Raw genomic sequence first — 13,967 nt, 5'->3', positions numbered from 1 at the left:
ACCTGGGAAGTGCCTCCGGCGGTGGCAGGAACAAGGACCTCGACAATCCTCATTCTTGCTGGTCAGAGGCACTTTCTGCTTTCCTGACCGCCTGCCGGACAACCCGCTTCATGAAAGCCCGAGGCTAAATCGGCCGGGCCGACGGCGTCCGACGAACGATCTGGATCACAGCGTTGGGTCGTGGCCACAGCCCCAGCCTCCCATCACCCCATGATCAAGATCTAGCCCTGTAGTACTAGGCCGTGGATCTCGCGGGCCAGCGGCGAGCCGCAGGTCGCGCTCGGGGTCCCACTGCACGCGCGCCGGGGCGTTCCGAAGGGCGCGCCGCCATGCGTCGCGCGCCGTGGGAACGCCGATCGCGGGCGGGTACGCCTGGTAGACGGTGACCGTGTCGTCGGTGAAGGCGGCCCTGACGCGGCACCCGGACTCGGACATGGCACGCGGCGTAGAAGCCGAAGGGCCCGCCCGACGAGGGATTTTCCCCGTCCCCGAGCGCTATGCCGTGCGGCCGACCGCGCCGAACTGGGGCACCACGCGCCCCGCCAGGTCGTGCGGCTCGGGGCGCCACCGCGAGCACGACACGAGGCCCGGCGCCAACAGCTCGACGCGGCGCAGGAAACGGGCCACCTCGGCGCCGGTCCTCGCGGTGATCGGCGGCGTGGCGTTGGCGTTCCAGTAGCGCATCGCCGCCTCGTTCTCCGCGCCGCCCAACTCGCCGGTGGGGTGGGTGATCACCACATGGCTGCCGGGCGCGAGCGCGTCAAGCAGGCGGTCCACGACGGCCACGGCCCGGTCGGTGTCCAGCACGAAGTTGAGGATTCCCAGCAGGAGAAGGCCCACCGGCCGATCGAAGTCGACCGTTTTCGCCGCCGCCTCGAGGATCGTGTCGGGCTCGTGGACATCCGCGTCGACATAGTCCGTCATGCCCTCGGGGGTCCCGCCGAGCAGCGCGCGGGCGTGGGCGAGCACGAGCGGGTCGTTGTCCACATAGACGACCCGGGCGTCGGGGGCGAGGCGCTGGGCGATCTCATGGGTGTTCTCGACGGTGGGCAGCCCGGTGCCGATGTCGAGGAACTGCCGTATCCCCGCGTACCCGACGAGGTGCCGCACGGCCCGGCCGAGGAACCGCCGGTCGGCGCGCGCCACCTGGACGATGCCGGGAAACATGGCGCGCACATGGTCGCCGACCCTGCGGTCGACCTCGTAGTTCTCCCGGCCGCCCAGCCAGTAGTCCCAGACCCGCGCGTTGTGCGCCAGGCTCGCGTCCACGCTCACCGCCGGATCATGACACGGATGCAGGTCAGCAACCCCCGTTGAGAACGGCGCGAATTGATCACTTGAAGGAACGGAACGGTCCGGTCATCCACGCGGGCGCACCACCGGGAGACACGACGGCGGGGCGGCGCCCTCACCCCTCGACCTCGCTCTGCGACAGCAGCAGGACGCGGAACGTGGCCCCCTCCCCCGCCGCGAGCGCCAGCAGCGGCGCGGGGTGCGCGTTCATGAACGCCGCGTGTGAGGGGCGAGCCCGTCCCACGGGGAACGCCGCGGCATCGGCGCCCGGGGGTCCTGGGACTCACACGGAACTCACAGGACGACGCGGCCCCGGCGCGTCGCGCAGCGCCGGATGGCCGTCGATCACGTCGGCCAGCGCGGCCAGGCCGCGACGGATCACCGGGTGGTCGCGGCTGCCGCCCCGCACACACGTGAGGATGTGCCGGAAGAGCGGCATCTGCGCGGTGACCGGCACCCGGACGACCGTGTGCGACGGCGGGATCTCGGCCAGGCGCGGGAAGAGGGTGACGCCGAGGCCGTGGCAGACCATGGCGGAGATGGCCGACCACTCCTTGACATGGTGGGTCACGCGCGGCGTGAAGCCCTCGGCGGCGCAGAAGACCATGACGCGGCGGTGGTGGTCGCAGCTGTCGGGCAGCGGCAGCACCCAGTCCTCGCCCGCGGTCTCGCCCAGCGCGACCGAGTCCCGCGCCGCCAGCGGATGCCCCGCGGAGACGAGCAGGTCGAACGGGTCCTCGAGGAGCGAGGCCTGGTCGAAGCGCGAGTCCTTGGGGTGTGGGAACCCCGCGGGCGGCGCCAGCACGGCGATGTCGGCGTCCGTCGACATCAGCATGTCGAACCCCGCGGGCGCCTCGGCCTCCGTGACCTCGACCGCGAGCCCCGGGTGCCGCTCCCGCAGCAGCGCCGTCGCCGGGGCGACGAGCCCCGAGATCGCGCTCGGGAAGCCGCACATGCGCAGCAGCCCCGCCTCGCCCTGGCGCTGCGCGGCGAGCGCCGCCTCGGCCTGCTCCCAGCGGGCCAGCAGCGCGTCACCGTGCTCGATCACGAGGTGCGCGGCGCCCGTCAGGCGGATCCCCCGGCCCTGCGGCTCGATCAGCCGCACCTTCAACTCGCGGGAGAGCTCTCGTAGTTGGTGGGAGACGGCGGAGGGCGTGAGATGCAGCGCCGCGGCCGCGGCCGTGACCGTGCCGTGCTGGTGCACCGCCCTGAGCACCTGGAGTCGACGCAGATCAATCATGCAGTAATTTTGCACATAAACCCTGGGAAACATGCAATGGACGCGAACGGTCATCCGCACCGACACTCGACCCATGACCCTCACGACCGACACGACCCACGCCAACGCCGACCCCACGACCCGCGTCCGCGCGACCCCCGTCGAGGTCTCGCGGCACGTCACCAGCGAGGGAACGGTCCGCTGGACCCGCTGCCCCACGTGCGGCGGGCTCCGCATGGCCCTCACCCCCGACGACCCACGCACCGCGCCGCTCGTCTCGGGCGGCCACGCCCCCGACTGCCCCGACTCCCCGTGAACGCCCCTCTCCCCTACGCTTTCCCCAGGTGCCGAGCCTGGGCGGAAGGGGGCGGGCGATGGCGAGGGACGGCGACGCGGCGCACGCGGCGCTCGTGGCGTTCCGGGCCGCCTGCCACGAGGCCGCGGCCCGCACCCCTGGCGTCACCTTCTACGAGCTGACCGAGGCGGCGGGCCCGACGGCCTACCACTCGGCGGCCATGAGCGAACGCCGCCTGCGCCACCGCGTCGTGTGCCGCCCGCGCGGCGGGCTCGTGGCGTTCGCCGCGCCCCCGCCGTTCCCCGGCTCGGCCCGGCTGCACTTCCGCGAACCACCACGCTGGGCCGAGGCGTTCACCCTCAAGGGCCTCCGCGTCCTGGACGCGGGCACCCTCGCCAAGCCCCTGTCCGCCGTCGACCTCGGGGCGCTCGAAGGCGTCGACGAGGCCGACCGCGCCGCCGCCCGCCGCTGGCGCCCCGGCACCCTCGGCGAGCTGCTGTTCAACTGGTGGGAGCGGCCAGGGTCGCAAGCAGCGCGGGCAGGGCGGCAAGGCCGGTGATCCGCCGCGGGGATTCGGACGCGGCAGCCGTCCGGTCCCCCGTGCGGTCGAGCCAGATCCCGTGCAGCCCGGCCGCGTCGGCCGCCGCCGCGTCGATGTCGGGCCTGTCCCCCACATACGCCACCGCGCCGGGCGGCAGGTCCATCGCCGCGCACACCGCGAGGAACGCCTCGGGCGCGGGCTTGGCGTGCCCCAGCTGCCCCGAGCACACCAGCACCTCGAAACGGTCCCTGATCCCCAGCCCGCGCAGCGTGCGGTCCTGGTGGTCCGCGTCGGAGTTGGACAGCAGGCCGTGCCGGTAGTGCGGGGTCAGCGCCGCGAGCGCGGGCAGCACGTCGGGGAACAGGCCGTCGCCGTCCCTGCGCAGCTCCAGATACCGGTCGAACCACGCGTCCGCCGCCGCGTCGTCGAGCGGGGCGGCGGCGCCCCCCGGCGCGCACGCGTCGAGGAACCCGCGGACGCGCGCCCTGCGCTGCCCGGGGAAGTCGGTCTCGCCCACCAGATAGCGGGCGTAGTGCGCCTCCATCTGCGCGCGCCACTCGGCCAGCGCGTCATCGGACGAGGCGAACCGGCCGAGCAGACCCTCGGCCTCGAAGTGCAGCAGAGCGGCGCTCCTGTCCGTCCCCGTGTAGTCGAAGAGGGTGTCGTCGATGTCCCAGACCACGGCGCTGATGGGCATGAACGGGACCGTAGCATCAGGCCCGTGCGCATCATGACCTGGAATCTTTGGTGGCGGTTCGGTCCCTGGGAACGGCGCGAGGCGGCGATCCTTGAGACGCTGCGGCGCGAGCGCCCCGACGTCATCGGGCTCCAGGAGGTGTGGCAGACCGGCGAGGGCGCGAACCTGGCGGGTCGGCTGGCCGACGAGCTGGGCATGCACTGGGCGTGGGCGCCGGGCGAGGCGTTCCCCCACTGGCGCGCCGCCCTGGGCGACGACCTCCCCGCGGTCGGGAACGCGGTGCTCAGCCGGTGGCCGATCGTGGAGACCGCGGTCGACCGGCTTCCGGTGGCGGGCGGCCCGCCCGAGATCAGGACCGCGCTGTTCGCGCTGATCGAGGCGGAGGGCGGGGTGCGGGTGCCGTTCTTCACGACGCATCTGCACTCGGCGCAGGGCGGCTCGGCGGTGCGGGTCGAGCAGGTGCGGGCGCTGGCGCGGCACGTGTGGGAGCGGCGCGGCACCGGCCCCTTCCCGCCCGTGGTCACGGGGGACTTCAACGCCGAGCCCGAGTCCGACGAGGTGCGGCTCTTCGGCGGCACGCTCACCACGCCCGCGGTGCGGGGCCAGGTGATGCTCGACGCGTGGCGCGCGGCCGACCCGGCGGCGCCCTGGGCCACGTGGGACCCGGTGGAGAACCCCCATGTCGCGGGGCCCGCGGGGTTCCGGGCGCGCATCGACTACATCCATGTAGGGCTGCCGGGGCCCGACCGCCTCGGCCTGGTCACCGCGGCCCGCCGCGCGGCCGACGCTCCGGTGGACGGCGTCTTCCCCTCGGACCACATGGCGGTCGTGGCGGAGCTGATCGGCTGACGGGCCCGCTCACAGCGGCGCGGCCGTCGGCCCGTCCGGCCGGTCGCGGCGCCCGTCCACGACGCGGCGGGCGATCGCCGCCGACTCGTCGAAGTCCAGGGTGCGCACGCCCTCTTCGGTGATCAGCGTGAGCAGCGGATAGTACTGCCGCGCGAGGTCGGGCCCGCCGGTCGCGGTGTCCTCGTCGGCGGCGTCGTAGAGCGCCTGGACGACGACGGCGCAGATGTCGTCCGCGCTCATGCCGGGCCGGTACAGCTTCTTGAGAGCGCCCCTGGCGAACGGCGAGCCCGACCCCGTGGTCGCGAAGTCCCGCTCCTCGTGGTGCCCGCCCGTGACGTCGAACGAGAAGACGCGGCCCCGCTCCCCCGCCACGTCGTACCCGGCGAACAGCGGGATCACGGCGAGGCCCTGCATGGCCAGGCCGAGATTGCCGCGGATCATGGCGGTCAGCCGGTTCGCCTTGCCGACCAGCGAGAGCGGGACGCCCTCGACCTTCTCGTAGTGCTCGAGCTCCAGTTGGAAGAGGCGCACCATGTCGAGGGCGATGCCGACCGTGCCCGAGATGCCCACGGCCGAGAACTCGTCCGTGGCGAGCACCTTCTCCGCGTCGCGGTGGGCGATCAGGTTCCCCTGGGTGATGCGGCGGTCCCCGGCGATGAGGACGCCGTCCGCGTAGGTCGCGGCGACGATCGTGGTCCCGTGCGGGATCCGCTGCGCGCGCTCGTCGGCACCCGGGGTCGTGGCGACCGGGCGCGCGGGCAGCGCGTCGGGCGCGTGGCGGGCGAGGAAGTCGAGGAACGACGGCGGCCCAGGGGCGAGGAACCCCGCGGGCAGCTGGCCCCGGTCGGCGGCATCGGCGGACACGGCTCTCCCCTTCCTGTGGCGAACTCCCGTTGCGGAATCCCCTGCGAAGTGCGGCCCATCGTAGGCATATCCGCCCGCGACGGGGGTGAACCGCTTGCCGATCAAGGGAGTTGGAGGTGGACGACGACGGAGGGCCGCGCGTTCTCGCAGGCAGGCAGCGGCGGCGGCGAACTACGCTGCCCGGTATGCGCATCGAGATACGAGAGATGGGCGCGGCGGACATCGACGGGGTCGCGCGGACCAGGATCGAGGGGTGGCGGCACGCCTACCGCGGCCTGATGCCGCAGGAGTTCCTCGACGGGATGCGGCCCGAGCTGTTCGCGGCGCGGCTGCGCGCCGGGCTGCCAAGGGCGGCGGCCGACCTGCTGCACCTGGTCGCGGTCGAACGGGACGCGGGCGTCGTCGGCTGGTCCCACTCGGGCCCCTACCGCCCCGACGGGACCGCGGACGAAGCGGAAGGAACGGACGCCCAGGGCGCGTCCGGGTCCTCCTGGGGCGAGCTGCACGCGCTGTACTTACGCCCCCCGTTCATCGGGCACGGCATCGGCCGCGCGCTGATGGCCGCGTCGACGCGCTGGCTCGCCGAGCGGGGCCACCGCGGGATGCGGCTCTGGGTGCTGCGGGACAACGCCATCGGCCGCCGCTTCTACGACCGCGCCGGGCTCGTCCCCGACGGCGCGGAGCGCAGCGAGCTGGTCGGGGGCACGCCCGTGCACGAGGTGCGGTACGCCCGCGGGCTCGACGCGATCGGGGCCGCGAGCGCGTGACGGCGGGTGGCGGGGCCGTTCCCCGGCGCGGCGGTATCCATGAGCGTCGCGCCAGGTGGATGCAGTACGTTCCCTTCATGGCCCAGCCCGTGAAGTCCAGCGTCAGGCCCCCGACCTCGTCCCAGCGCCTCAAGGTCCGCCGCAGGCTGGCCGCTGCGGCCATGGAGCTCTTCGCGACGAAGGGGTACGAGGCCACCACGGTGGACGAGATCGCCGCCACGGCCGGGGTGGCGCGGCGCACGTTCTTCCGGCACTTCCGCTCCAAGGAAGAGGCGATCTTCCCCGACCACGACGACACGCTGGTGCGCGCGGAGGCCGTGCTCGAGGCGGCGCCGCCCCTGGAGAACCCCATCGACACGGTCTGCCGCGGGATCAAGGAGGTCATGAAGATGTACACGGCCTCCCCCGCCGTCTCGGTCCAGCGCTACCGCCTGACGCGCGAGGTGCCCGCGCTGCGCGAGCGGGAGATCGCCTCGGTCGCCCGCTACGAACGCCTCTTCACCCGTTATCTGCTGGGCCAGTTCGACGAGCACTCCCCGCACGACGGCGACGAGCCGCTGCTCGCCGAGGTCGCGGCGGCGGCCGTGGTGACCGCGCACAACCACGTGCTGCGGCGCTGGCTGCGGCGCGACGGGCAGGGCGACGTGGCGACCGAGCTCGACCACGCGTTCGCCATCGTGCGGCGGACGTTCGGCGCGCTGCCCGCCGGGGTCGAGGGGCCGCCCGCCGCGGTGTCGTCGCCGCGCGGCGAGGTGCTGGTGACCGTGGCGAGGACGGACGCGCCGCTCGGCGAGGTGATGCGCACGATCGAGCAGGCGTTGCGGGACAAGGCGCGGGACACGGCGCGGCGGGAGCGCGCGCCCAGGGCCGAGGAGGACCCCCGATGACCCGCGCCGACGGGCCGCGTTCCCGGCGCTCGTGCCTGGCCGTGCCGGGCAGCAGCCCGCGTTTCCTCGAGAAGGCCCAGGGCCTGCCGGTCGACCAGGTCTTCCTCGACCTCGAGGACGCGTGCGCCCCGCTGGCCAAGGAGGGCGCGCGGCACGCGATCGTCAAGGCGCTCAACGAGGGCGACTGGACGGGCAAGACACGCGTCGTGCGGGTCAACGACTGGACGACGCCATGGACCTACCGCGACGTGATCACCGTGGTCGAGGGCGCGGGGGCGAGCCTGGACTGCCTCATGCTGCCCAAGGTGCGCGACGCCCACCAGGTGCGGGCGCTCGATCTGCTGGTGACGCAGGTCGAGCGGTCCGCGGGGCTGCCCGTGGGCCGCATCGGCATCGAGGCGCAGATCGAGGACGCCCAGGGCCTGGTGAACGTCGACGAGATCGCGACGGCGTCGCCCCGCATGGAGACGATCGTCTTCGGCCCCGCCGACTTCATGGCGTCCATCAACATGAAGTCCCTGGTGGTGGGCGAGCAGCCGCCCGGCTATCCGGCCGACGCCTACCACTACGTCCTGATGCGGATCCTGATGGCCGCCCGCGCCGCGGGGCTCCAGGCGATCGACGGGCCCTACCTCCAGATCAGGAACGTCGACGGCTTCCGCGAGGTGGCCCGCAGGTCCGCCGCGCTCGGCTTCGACGGCAAGTGGGTGCTGCATCCGGGTCAGATCGACGCGGCGAACGAGGTCTACTCCCCGACCCAGGAGGACTACGACCGCGCGGAGCTGATCCTTGACGCCTACGCGTATGTCACCTCCGAGCGCGGGGGCGCGCGCGGGGCGGCGATGCTGGGCGACGAGATGATCGACGAGGCGAGCCGCAAGATGGCGCTCGTCATCGCCGGTAAGGGGCGAGCGGCGGGACTGACCCGCACGAAGACCTATGCGCCACCGGCCGGGGACGGAAGTTTTGCCGAATGATGAAGGGGCGCTCACGCGGTGGTCCCGATCCCCTCGAAACGCGAACGAACTGCCCGTTCCGGGAAGATGATCAATGCCTCGGAGGCGCCCCGCCCCTTGCCCCGAAGGCCCCCAACGGCCCGCTGGCTTGCCGAGTTACCGCTCGAAACCTATAGCATCGACGTAGCCGCGTCGCTTCGGACAGGTGCGGCTTCCCACGCTACGAAGGTCTCCCATGCCTTACCGCTCATCTCCCCAATCCGGCGGCCGGGTACGTCTGGCACGCGGCGCCTCCCCCTGGCTGCTGCCCACCGTGGCCGCCGCCACCGTCAGCCTGGTGAAGTCCCGCCGCTCCGGCCGCTGGGCGGCCGTCGCCGTGCCGACCACCGCGCTGGCCGCGGGCATGCTGTGGTTCTTCCGCGACCCCGAGCGGGAGATCGGCCAGGGGCGCCTGATCTCCCCGGCAGACGGCGTCGTCCAGAGCATCACGCCCTGGCACGACGGCCGCGTCCGGGTGGCGATCTTCATGAGCCCGCTCAACGTCCACGTCAACCGGGCCCCGGTGGCCGCGACCGTCTCGTCCGTCGAGCACATCCCCGGCGGGTACGTCCCGGCGTTCGACAAGGAGAGCGAGAACAACGAGCGGGTCGTCTGGCACTTCTCCAGCGAGTTGGGCGACATCGAGATGGTCCAGATCGCCGGCGCCGTGGCCCGCCGCATCGTGCCCTACGTGCCGCAGGGGTGCAAGGTCGAGCAGGGCGACCGGATCGGGCTCATCCGCTTCGGCTCCCGCGTCGACGTGTACCTCCCCGAGGGCATCGAGCCCGCCGTCGAGGTCGGCACACGCACCACAGCGGGAGTGACTCGCCTTGACCGTGATTGACCGCAAGTCACGGAGCTCGCGGGCCAGTTGGGCCGAGGTGGAGGACGAGGAGCCGGAAGACGACGGCATGCCGTTGTCCATGCGCCTCTCAATAGCGGACACGCTCACCCTCTCGAACGCCACCTGCGGCTTCCTCGCCGTCTACTTCACGACCACCGGCGTCCTGATCCCGCACCTGACGAACAGCGGCGACGCGGGCGTCGTCCGGAACAACGCCGCGACCGCCGTCCTCCTGATGCTGCTGGCCTCGGTCTTCGACCTCTTCGACGGCCTGGTGGCCCGCAAGCTGCGGGCCTCGCCGATGGGCGCCGAGCTCGACAACCTCTCGGACCTCATCAGCTTCGGCCTCGCCCCCGCCTACTTCGTGCTGGTGTGGGGGATGGTCGTCGGCGACGTCCACGAGCCGCTCTCCGCGGTCGCCGCCATCGTCGTGCTGCTCGCGGTGATCCTGCGGCTCGCGAGATTCTCCTGCGTCCAGGTGCCCGACGGCGTCTTCCAGGGCATGCCGAGCCCGTTCGGCGCGCTCACCGTGGTCTCCATCGTGCTGCTGGAGCTGCCGTTCACGCCGACGCTGCTCGCCATCGTCGGGGTGGCCTGGCTCATGGTGAGCCGGGTGGAGTACCCCAAGCCGCGCGGCACCCTGGCCGTCGCGATGCTCTCCTGGATCGTGCTCAGCATGGCGCTGCTGACCGCGTGGGCCTTCGACGCCCCCGGCGGCCTGCTGATGCTCCAGACCGCCTGCTCGCTCCAGCTCGTGCTGGGCGCGGTCATCCCGCTGTTCGCGATGGTCCGCCGCGTGTACACCATCCGCGACAACCGCCGCGAGGCCCGCGCCGCCGCCGAGCCGTAGGAGTCCTCGTCGGGTCGGGCGTCGGGTCCGGGTCCGGCGTCGGGCGTCAGGTTCGGCCGCTCCCCGGCCGTCGCGGATGCCCTCGTGGGCGGCTGTCGGTGGCGCGTAGCACAATGGCCCGCATGGAGCTGACCAAGAAGGGCCACGCCTGTGTGCGGCTGACCAAGGGCGGCCGCACCCTCGTCATCGACCCGGGCGCCTTCAGCGAGGAGGACGCGGCGGCGGGCGCCGACGCCGTCCTGATCACGCACGAGCACCCCGACCACTTGGACGAGGGGCGGCTGCGCGTCGCCCTCGACGGGCGTCCCGGCACCGAGGTCTGGGCGCCCCGCAGCGTCGCCGAGCGCGTCTCCGCCGCGTTCCCCGGGCGGGTGCACACCGTCGGGCACGGCGACACGTTCGAGGCCGCCGGGTTCGCCGTCGAGGCGCACGGCGAGCTGCACGCCGTGATCCACCCCGACCTGCCGCGCATCGCGAACGTCGGCTTCCTCGTGGACGGGGCGCTGTTCCACCCGGGGGACGCGCTCACCGTGCCCGAGCGGCCCGTCCGGGTGCTGATGCTCCCGCTCCACGCGCCGTGGAGCAAGTTCTCCGAGGTCCTCGACTATGTGCGCGAGGTCGGCGCCGAGCGGGCCTACGCCGTGCACGACGGGCTGCTCGCCGACGCGGGCCTGGCCGTCTACGGACGGAACCTCAGCCCTGATGGCCCCGGCACGGGCCCCACCGCGTACGCCAGGCTCGCGCCCGGCGAGTCCACCACCGTCTGACCGCCGCCGACCCGTTGAAGAGACCGCCATGCGCATCGCCACCTGGAACGTCAACTCGATCACCGTCCGCGTCGACCGGCTCGCCGCCTGGCTGGAGCGCAGCGGCACCGATGTGCTGTGCGTGCAGGAGCTCAAGTGCGACGCCGACGCGTTCCCCGCCCAGCGGCTGCGCGACCTCGGGTACGAGGCGGCCGTGCACGCCGACGGGCGGTGGAACGGCGTGGCCGTCCTCTCCCGCGTCGGCCTGACCGAGGTGGAGACCGGCCTGCGGGCCGGGCCCGAGTTCGACGGCAGGGCCGAGCCGCGCGCCATAGCGGCCACCTGCGGCGGGGTGCGCGTCTGGTCGGTCTATGTGCCCAACGGGCGGGAGGTGGGCCACCCGCACTTCGCGTACAAGCTGCGCTGGTTCGAGGCGCTGACCGGGACCGTGGCCAAGGACGCCGCGGGAGACAGGCCGTTCGCGGTGCTCGGCGACTTCAACGTCGCGCCCGCCGACGAAGACGTGTACGACATCGCGCGGTTCGAGGGCTCCACGCATGTGACCGAGGAGGAGCGCGCCGCGCTCGCCGCCCTGCGCGGCACCGGCCTGTCCGACGTGGTGCCGCGCCCGCTCAAGTACGACCAACCGTTCACGTACTGGGACTACCGCCAGCTGTGCTTCCCGAAGAACCGGGGGATGCGCATCGACCTGGTCTACGGGAACGGCGCGTTCGCGCGAGCCGTCGAAGACGCGTATGTGGACCGCGAGGAGCGCAAGGGGAAGGGGGCGTCGGACCATGCGCCTGTGGTGGTGGACCTCGATGTCGACGAGGACGGGAGCGTGCCCGGTGGTGCCTGAGCCGTCGGGGATGGGACCCTGGTCCGCATGAACATCCCTTTCCTGGACAACTGGCGCAAGAGGCCCGCCGACACAGCGACCGACGCGTGGTCCGATCCCGAAGGGGTGGCACAACTGCTCTCGGAGTGCGACCTGCTGCGGGCCAGGGCGCAGCGCGCGGGCGTGGTGCTCGGTGACACGCCGGTGTCGTTGGAGGCGCTCGACCAGCTGCTGCCGCGCTGGCGCGACGACCCCGAGGAGCTGCCCGAGCTGGCCAACGACGCGGGCCTGTACCTCGGGACGGTCATCGTGCGGACGGTGCCGGGCGCGCACTGGGGCCCGGGGCCCGAGGGGCGCCCCGTCGTGGTGATGGCGTCGGGGCGCGAGGTCGACGTGGTGACCGCGGGGCAGGAGTGGGCGGACACGGGGACGCCCGAGCTGTCGCAGGTGTACGCGGAGGTCGCCGAGGTGTGAGCCGAGGTGTGAGGGGCGCGCCCTCGGCGGCGGGCGTCAGTCGGCGAACGTGATGGCGTACTCCAGGCGCCAGCGGTCGCCGAGCACCACGGTGTCGGAGGTCTCCACGGGCCGGTCGTCCTCGTCGTAGTGGGTGCGTTCGACGGCGGTGAGGCACTGGCCGGGGACGCAGCCGAGGGCCTCGGCCTCGGGGCTGGTCGCGGGCCGCGAGGCGACGACCTCCCTGGCCCGCGCGACGCGGATGCCGATCGCGGCGAAGCGGCCCCTGACGCCGCGCCTGGCGTACGGGCCGCGTTCGGGATAGGTGACATCGGTGCCCTCGGTCAGGGCCAACGGCTCCCAGCTGGTGGCCAGTTGCAGGGGGCGCCGGTCGGCGAGGTACTCGTACTGCGTGCACATCACGCGGTCGCCCTGGCCGACCTCGAGGCGCTCGGCGATCCCCGGCGGGGCGACGGTGGTGGTGGAGACGGCCTCCCAGGCCAGCGCGGGCCGGTCGGCCAGGCGGCCCCCCGCGACGCTGATGTGGGCGGACAGCGGGCTGTCCCACGCGTCGGTGGTGCGCACCAGGGCGCCCATGGGGAGGCGGTCGCTCACGAAGACGCCCTTGCCGAACCGCCCGCTGGCGTATCCGGCCGCCTTGAGCACGCGGACCGCCCGGTCCACGGTCTGGTCGCTGGCGTGGTAGACCCGTTTGAGCTCGGCCCTCGAGGGGATCCTGGCCCCCACCACCAGCGTTCCCTCGTCGATCCGGCGCCGCAGATCGTCCGCGATCCGCTGGTACATCGGCCGGGTCTCGCGCATCTCCCCGTCTCCCTTCCCGGGCGCGGGCACCGCGGCCCAGCCTCCCCGTGGCCCGTGGGACCCCGTGGCCCGTAGGACAGGGCCACGCGACAGGCTACGTCACGGCAGGTCAGGACTCCTTACTGGTCGTGAGCTTCGGCTGCGGGGTGGTGGCGGCGCGGGTGACGTCCTTGACCAGCTCGACGACATCGGGGCCGTAAGCCTGGGAGTTGACCACCTTGAGCAGCAGGCAGAAGTTGCCGCCTGAGCCGTACTTGCGGGCCAGCTTGGTGTGGTATTTCGCGAGATAGCGGGTGGCGGCCTGCGCCGTGATGGAGCGCTGGCCGCACGCGAGGAAGACCGGGCGGCCCTGCTGCCCCGCGGTGAGCCGGGCCAGCAGGACGTGCTCGACCGAGCCGTTCTCCAGCCGGTAGCGCTCGGTGCCGATGAGGAACGCGCCCCGGTCGGGCCCCGGGTCGGCGTCGGTGTTGACCGCCACGCCGGGGAGCAGGCTGTGCAGGTGGGCGGCCATGCGGCGGTTGGCCATGGGCCCGCCGATGCAGAACTCCGTGCGCTCGCCGAAGCCCTGGCGCGCGGTCTCGCCGGATATGAGGGACGCCTTGGCGCCGCAGTTGGCGATGACCGCGGCCAGTTCGAGCAGCGCGAACACGTCGTTGCGGGCGATCGCGCCGTCCGTGCCGGTGTCGCGGCTGACCACGAGGAGGCACTCGGAGTTCTCCGGCAGCCCGAAGAACGTCTGGAGGCGGCGCAACGAGCGGTCCTGCCGGTATCCCCGCAGCAGCCAGCCCAGCGCCAACGCGACGACCGCGGTCGCGGCCACGGCGATCAGGAGCGTACGCACGTCGTCATTCATGGCCGGGAATCTACCGGCGCGGCGCTGAGCGGACGAGCCCCGCAGGCGAGGGCCCGGAACGCGCGGGCGGCGCCCGACCGGCGCGCCGGTGCGCCGCCCCCGTCGGCGACACGACGCGCCACGGCCTTGCCACGGTGTGTGACGGCTCCTACGG

General features: G+C 73.1%; 17 protein-coding genes and 1 pseudogene. 11 read left to right on the top strand and 7 right to left on the bottom strand.

Going from position 1 to position 13,967, the window contains the following annotated elements; translation table 11 throughout:
- Nucleotides 1–252: 252 nt before the first annotated feature.
- The 3 genes and pseudogenes from D7318_RS35055 to D7318_RS28370 form a co-directional block, all read right to left on the bottom strand.
- A pseudogene (locus D7318_RS35055) lies at nt 253–435 on the bottom strand (hypothetical protein); the annotation flags it as partial.
- 60 nt (nt 436–495) lie between these two features.
- Nucleotides 496–1,269, bottom strand: a complete 774-nt coding sequence (locus D7318_RS28375) for an SAM-dependent methyltransferase (protein WP_120700100.1) — start codon at nt 1,267–1,269, stop codon at nt 496–498.
- Nucleotides 1,270–1,576: 307 nt separating this feature from the next.
- Complete coding sequence (locus D7318_RS28370; RefSeq protein WP_230424162.1) at nt 1,577–2,533, bottom strand: LysR family transcriptional regulator; 957 nt, start codon at nt 2,531–2,533, stop codon at nt 1,577–1,579.
- Nucleotides 2,534–2,606: 73 nt separating this feature from the next.
- Between D7318_RS28370 and D7318_RS28365 the strand changes: the two genes are divergently transcribed.
- Nucleotides 2,607–2,828: a hypothetical protein gene (locus D7318_RS28365; protein ID WP_120700093.1), complete on the top strand. Its 222-nt coding sequence runs from the start codon at nt 2,607–2,609 to the stop codon at nt 2,826–2,828.
- A 58-nt stretch (nt 2,829–2,886) separates the two neighbouring features.
- The gene (locus D7318_RS28360; protein ID WP_120700092.1) at nt 2,887–3,366 is read left to right on the top strand and encodes a hypothetical protein; all 480 of its coding nucleotides are present in this window, start codon (nt 2,887–2,889) and stop codon (nt 3,364–3,366) included.
- On the opposite strand, the gene D7318_RS28355 is transcribed toward D7318_RS28360, so the two are convergent.
- Complete coding sequence (locus D7318_RS28355) at nt 3,308–4,045, bottom strand: HAD family hydrolase (RefSeq protein WP_120700091.1); 738 nt, start codon at nt 4,043–4,045, stop codon at nt 3,308–3,310. The genes D7318_RS28360 and D7318_RS28355 overlap by 59 nt on opposite strands.
- Before the next feature lie 33 nt (nt 4,046–4,078).
- On the opposite strand from D7318_RS28355, the gene D7318_RS28350 reads away from it, so the two are divergent.
- Entirely contained in the window at nt 4,079–4,894 is an 816-nt protein-coding gene (locus tag D7318_RS28350) for an endonuclease/exonuclease/phosphatase family protein (protein WP_120700099.1), read from the top strand.
- Between the two features lie 9 nt (nt 4,895–4,903).
- On the opposite strand, the gene prcB is transcribed toward D7318_RS28350, so the two are convergent.
- Entirely contained in the window at nt 4,904–5,758 is an 855-nt protein-coding gene (gene prcB / locus D7318_RS28345; RefSeq protein WP_120700090.1) for a proteasome subunit beta, read from the bottom strand.
- Nucleotides 5,759–5,943: 185 nt separating this feature from the next.
- Here prcB and D7318_RS28340 point away from each other — a divergent pair, with 185 nt between their 5' ends.
- The 8 genes from D7318_RS28340 to D7318_RS28305 all read left to right on the top strand — a co-directional run bounded on the left by D7318_RS28340 (nt 5,944) and on the right by D7318_RS28305 (nt 12,159).
- Entirely contained in the window at nt 5,944–6,525 is a 582-nt protein-coding gene (locus D7318_RS28340; RefSeq protein ID WP_230424160.1) for a GNAT family N-acetyltransferase, read from the top strand.
- A gap of 77 nt (nt 6,526–6,602) precedes the next feature.
- Nucleotides 6,603–7,412, top strand: coding sequence for a TetR family transcriptional regulator (locus D7318_RS28335; protein WP_408055545.1), 810 nt, complete (start codon nt 6,603–6,605; stop codon nt 7,410–7,412).
- Nucleotides 7,409–8,389, top strand: a complete 981-nt coding sequence (locus tag D7318_RS28330) for an HpcH/HpaI aldolase/citrate lyase family protein (RefSeq protein WP_120700087.1) — start codon at nt 7,409–7,411, stop codon at nt 8,387–8,389. Before D7318_RS28335 ends, D7318_RS28330 begins: the two co-directional genes overlap by 4 nt.
- Before the next feature lie 214 nt (nt 8,390–8,603).
- Entirely contained in the window at nt 8,604–9,251 is a 648-nt protein-coding gene (locus D7318_RS28325) for a phosphatidylserine decarboxylase (RefSeq protein WP_120700086.1), read from the top strand.
- Nucleotides 9,238–10,101 carry a CDP-diacylglycerol--serine O-phosphatidyltransferase gene (gene pssA, locus D7318_RS28320; protein ID WP_408055544.1) on the top strand — a complete coding sequence of 288 codons (864 nt, stop codon included), beginning with the start codon at nt 9,238–9,240 and terminating at the stop codon, nt 10,099–10,101. Before D7318_RS28325 ends, pssA begins: the two co-directional genes overlap by 14 nt.
- 122 nt (nt 10,102–10,223) lie before the next feature.
- Nucleotides 10,224–10,868, top strand: coding sequence for an MBL fold metallo-hydrolase (locus D7318_RS28315; RefSeq protein WP_120700085.1), 645 nt, complete (start codon nt 10,224–10,226; stop codon nt 10,866–10,868).
- Nucleotides 10,869–10,896: 28 nt separating this feature from the next.
- Nucleotides 10,897–11,706 (top strand): exodeoxyribonuclease III, encoded by an 810-nt coding sequence (locus D7318_RS28310; RefSeq protein WP_120700084.1) that lies wholly within the window; start codon nt 10,897–10,899, stop codon nt 11,704–11,706.
- Between the two features lie 27 nt (nt 11,707–11,733).
- A complete protein-coding gene (locus D7318_RS28305; RefSeq protein WP_120700083.1) occupies nt 11,734–12,159 on the top strand; it encodes a DUF6278 family protein in 426 nt (141 codons plus the stop codon).
- A 36-nt stretch (nt 12,160–12,195) separates the two neighbouring features.
- Here D7318_RS28305 and D7318_RS28300 read toward each other — a convergent pair whose 3' ends face one another.
- Together D7318_RS28300 and D7318_RS28295 are read right to left on the bottom strand one after the other, a co-directional pair.
- Complete coding sequence (locus tag D7318_RS28300; RefSeq protein ID WP_120700082.1) at nt 12,196–12,960, bottom strand: GntR family transcriptional regulator; 765 nt, start codon at nt 12,958–12,960, stop codon at nt 12,196–12,198.
- Between the two features lie 109 nt (nt 12,961–13,069).
- Entirely contained in the window at nt 13,070–13,813 is a 744-nt protein-coding gene (locus D7318_RS28295) for a hypothetical protein (protein ID WP_120700081.1), read from the bottom strand.
- Nucleotides 13,814–13,967: the final 154 nt, after the last annotated feature.

This window comes from Streptomyces radicis (genome assembly GCF_003626575.1).
GTDB lineage: Bacteria > Actinomycetota > Actinomycetes > Streptomycetales > Streptomycetaceae > Streptomyces > Streptomyces radicis.
This window is presented reverse-complemented; position numbering and strand designations above follow the sequence as displayed.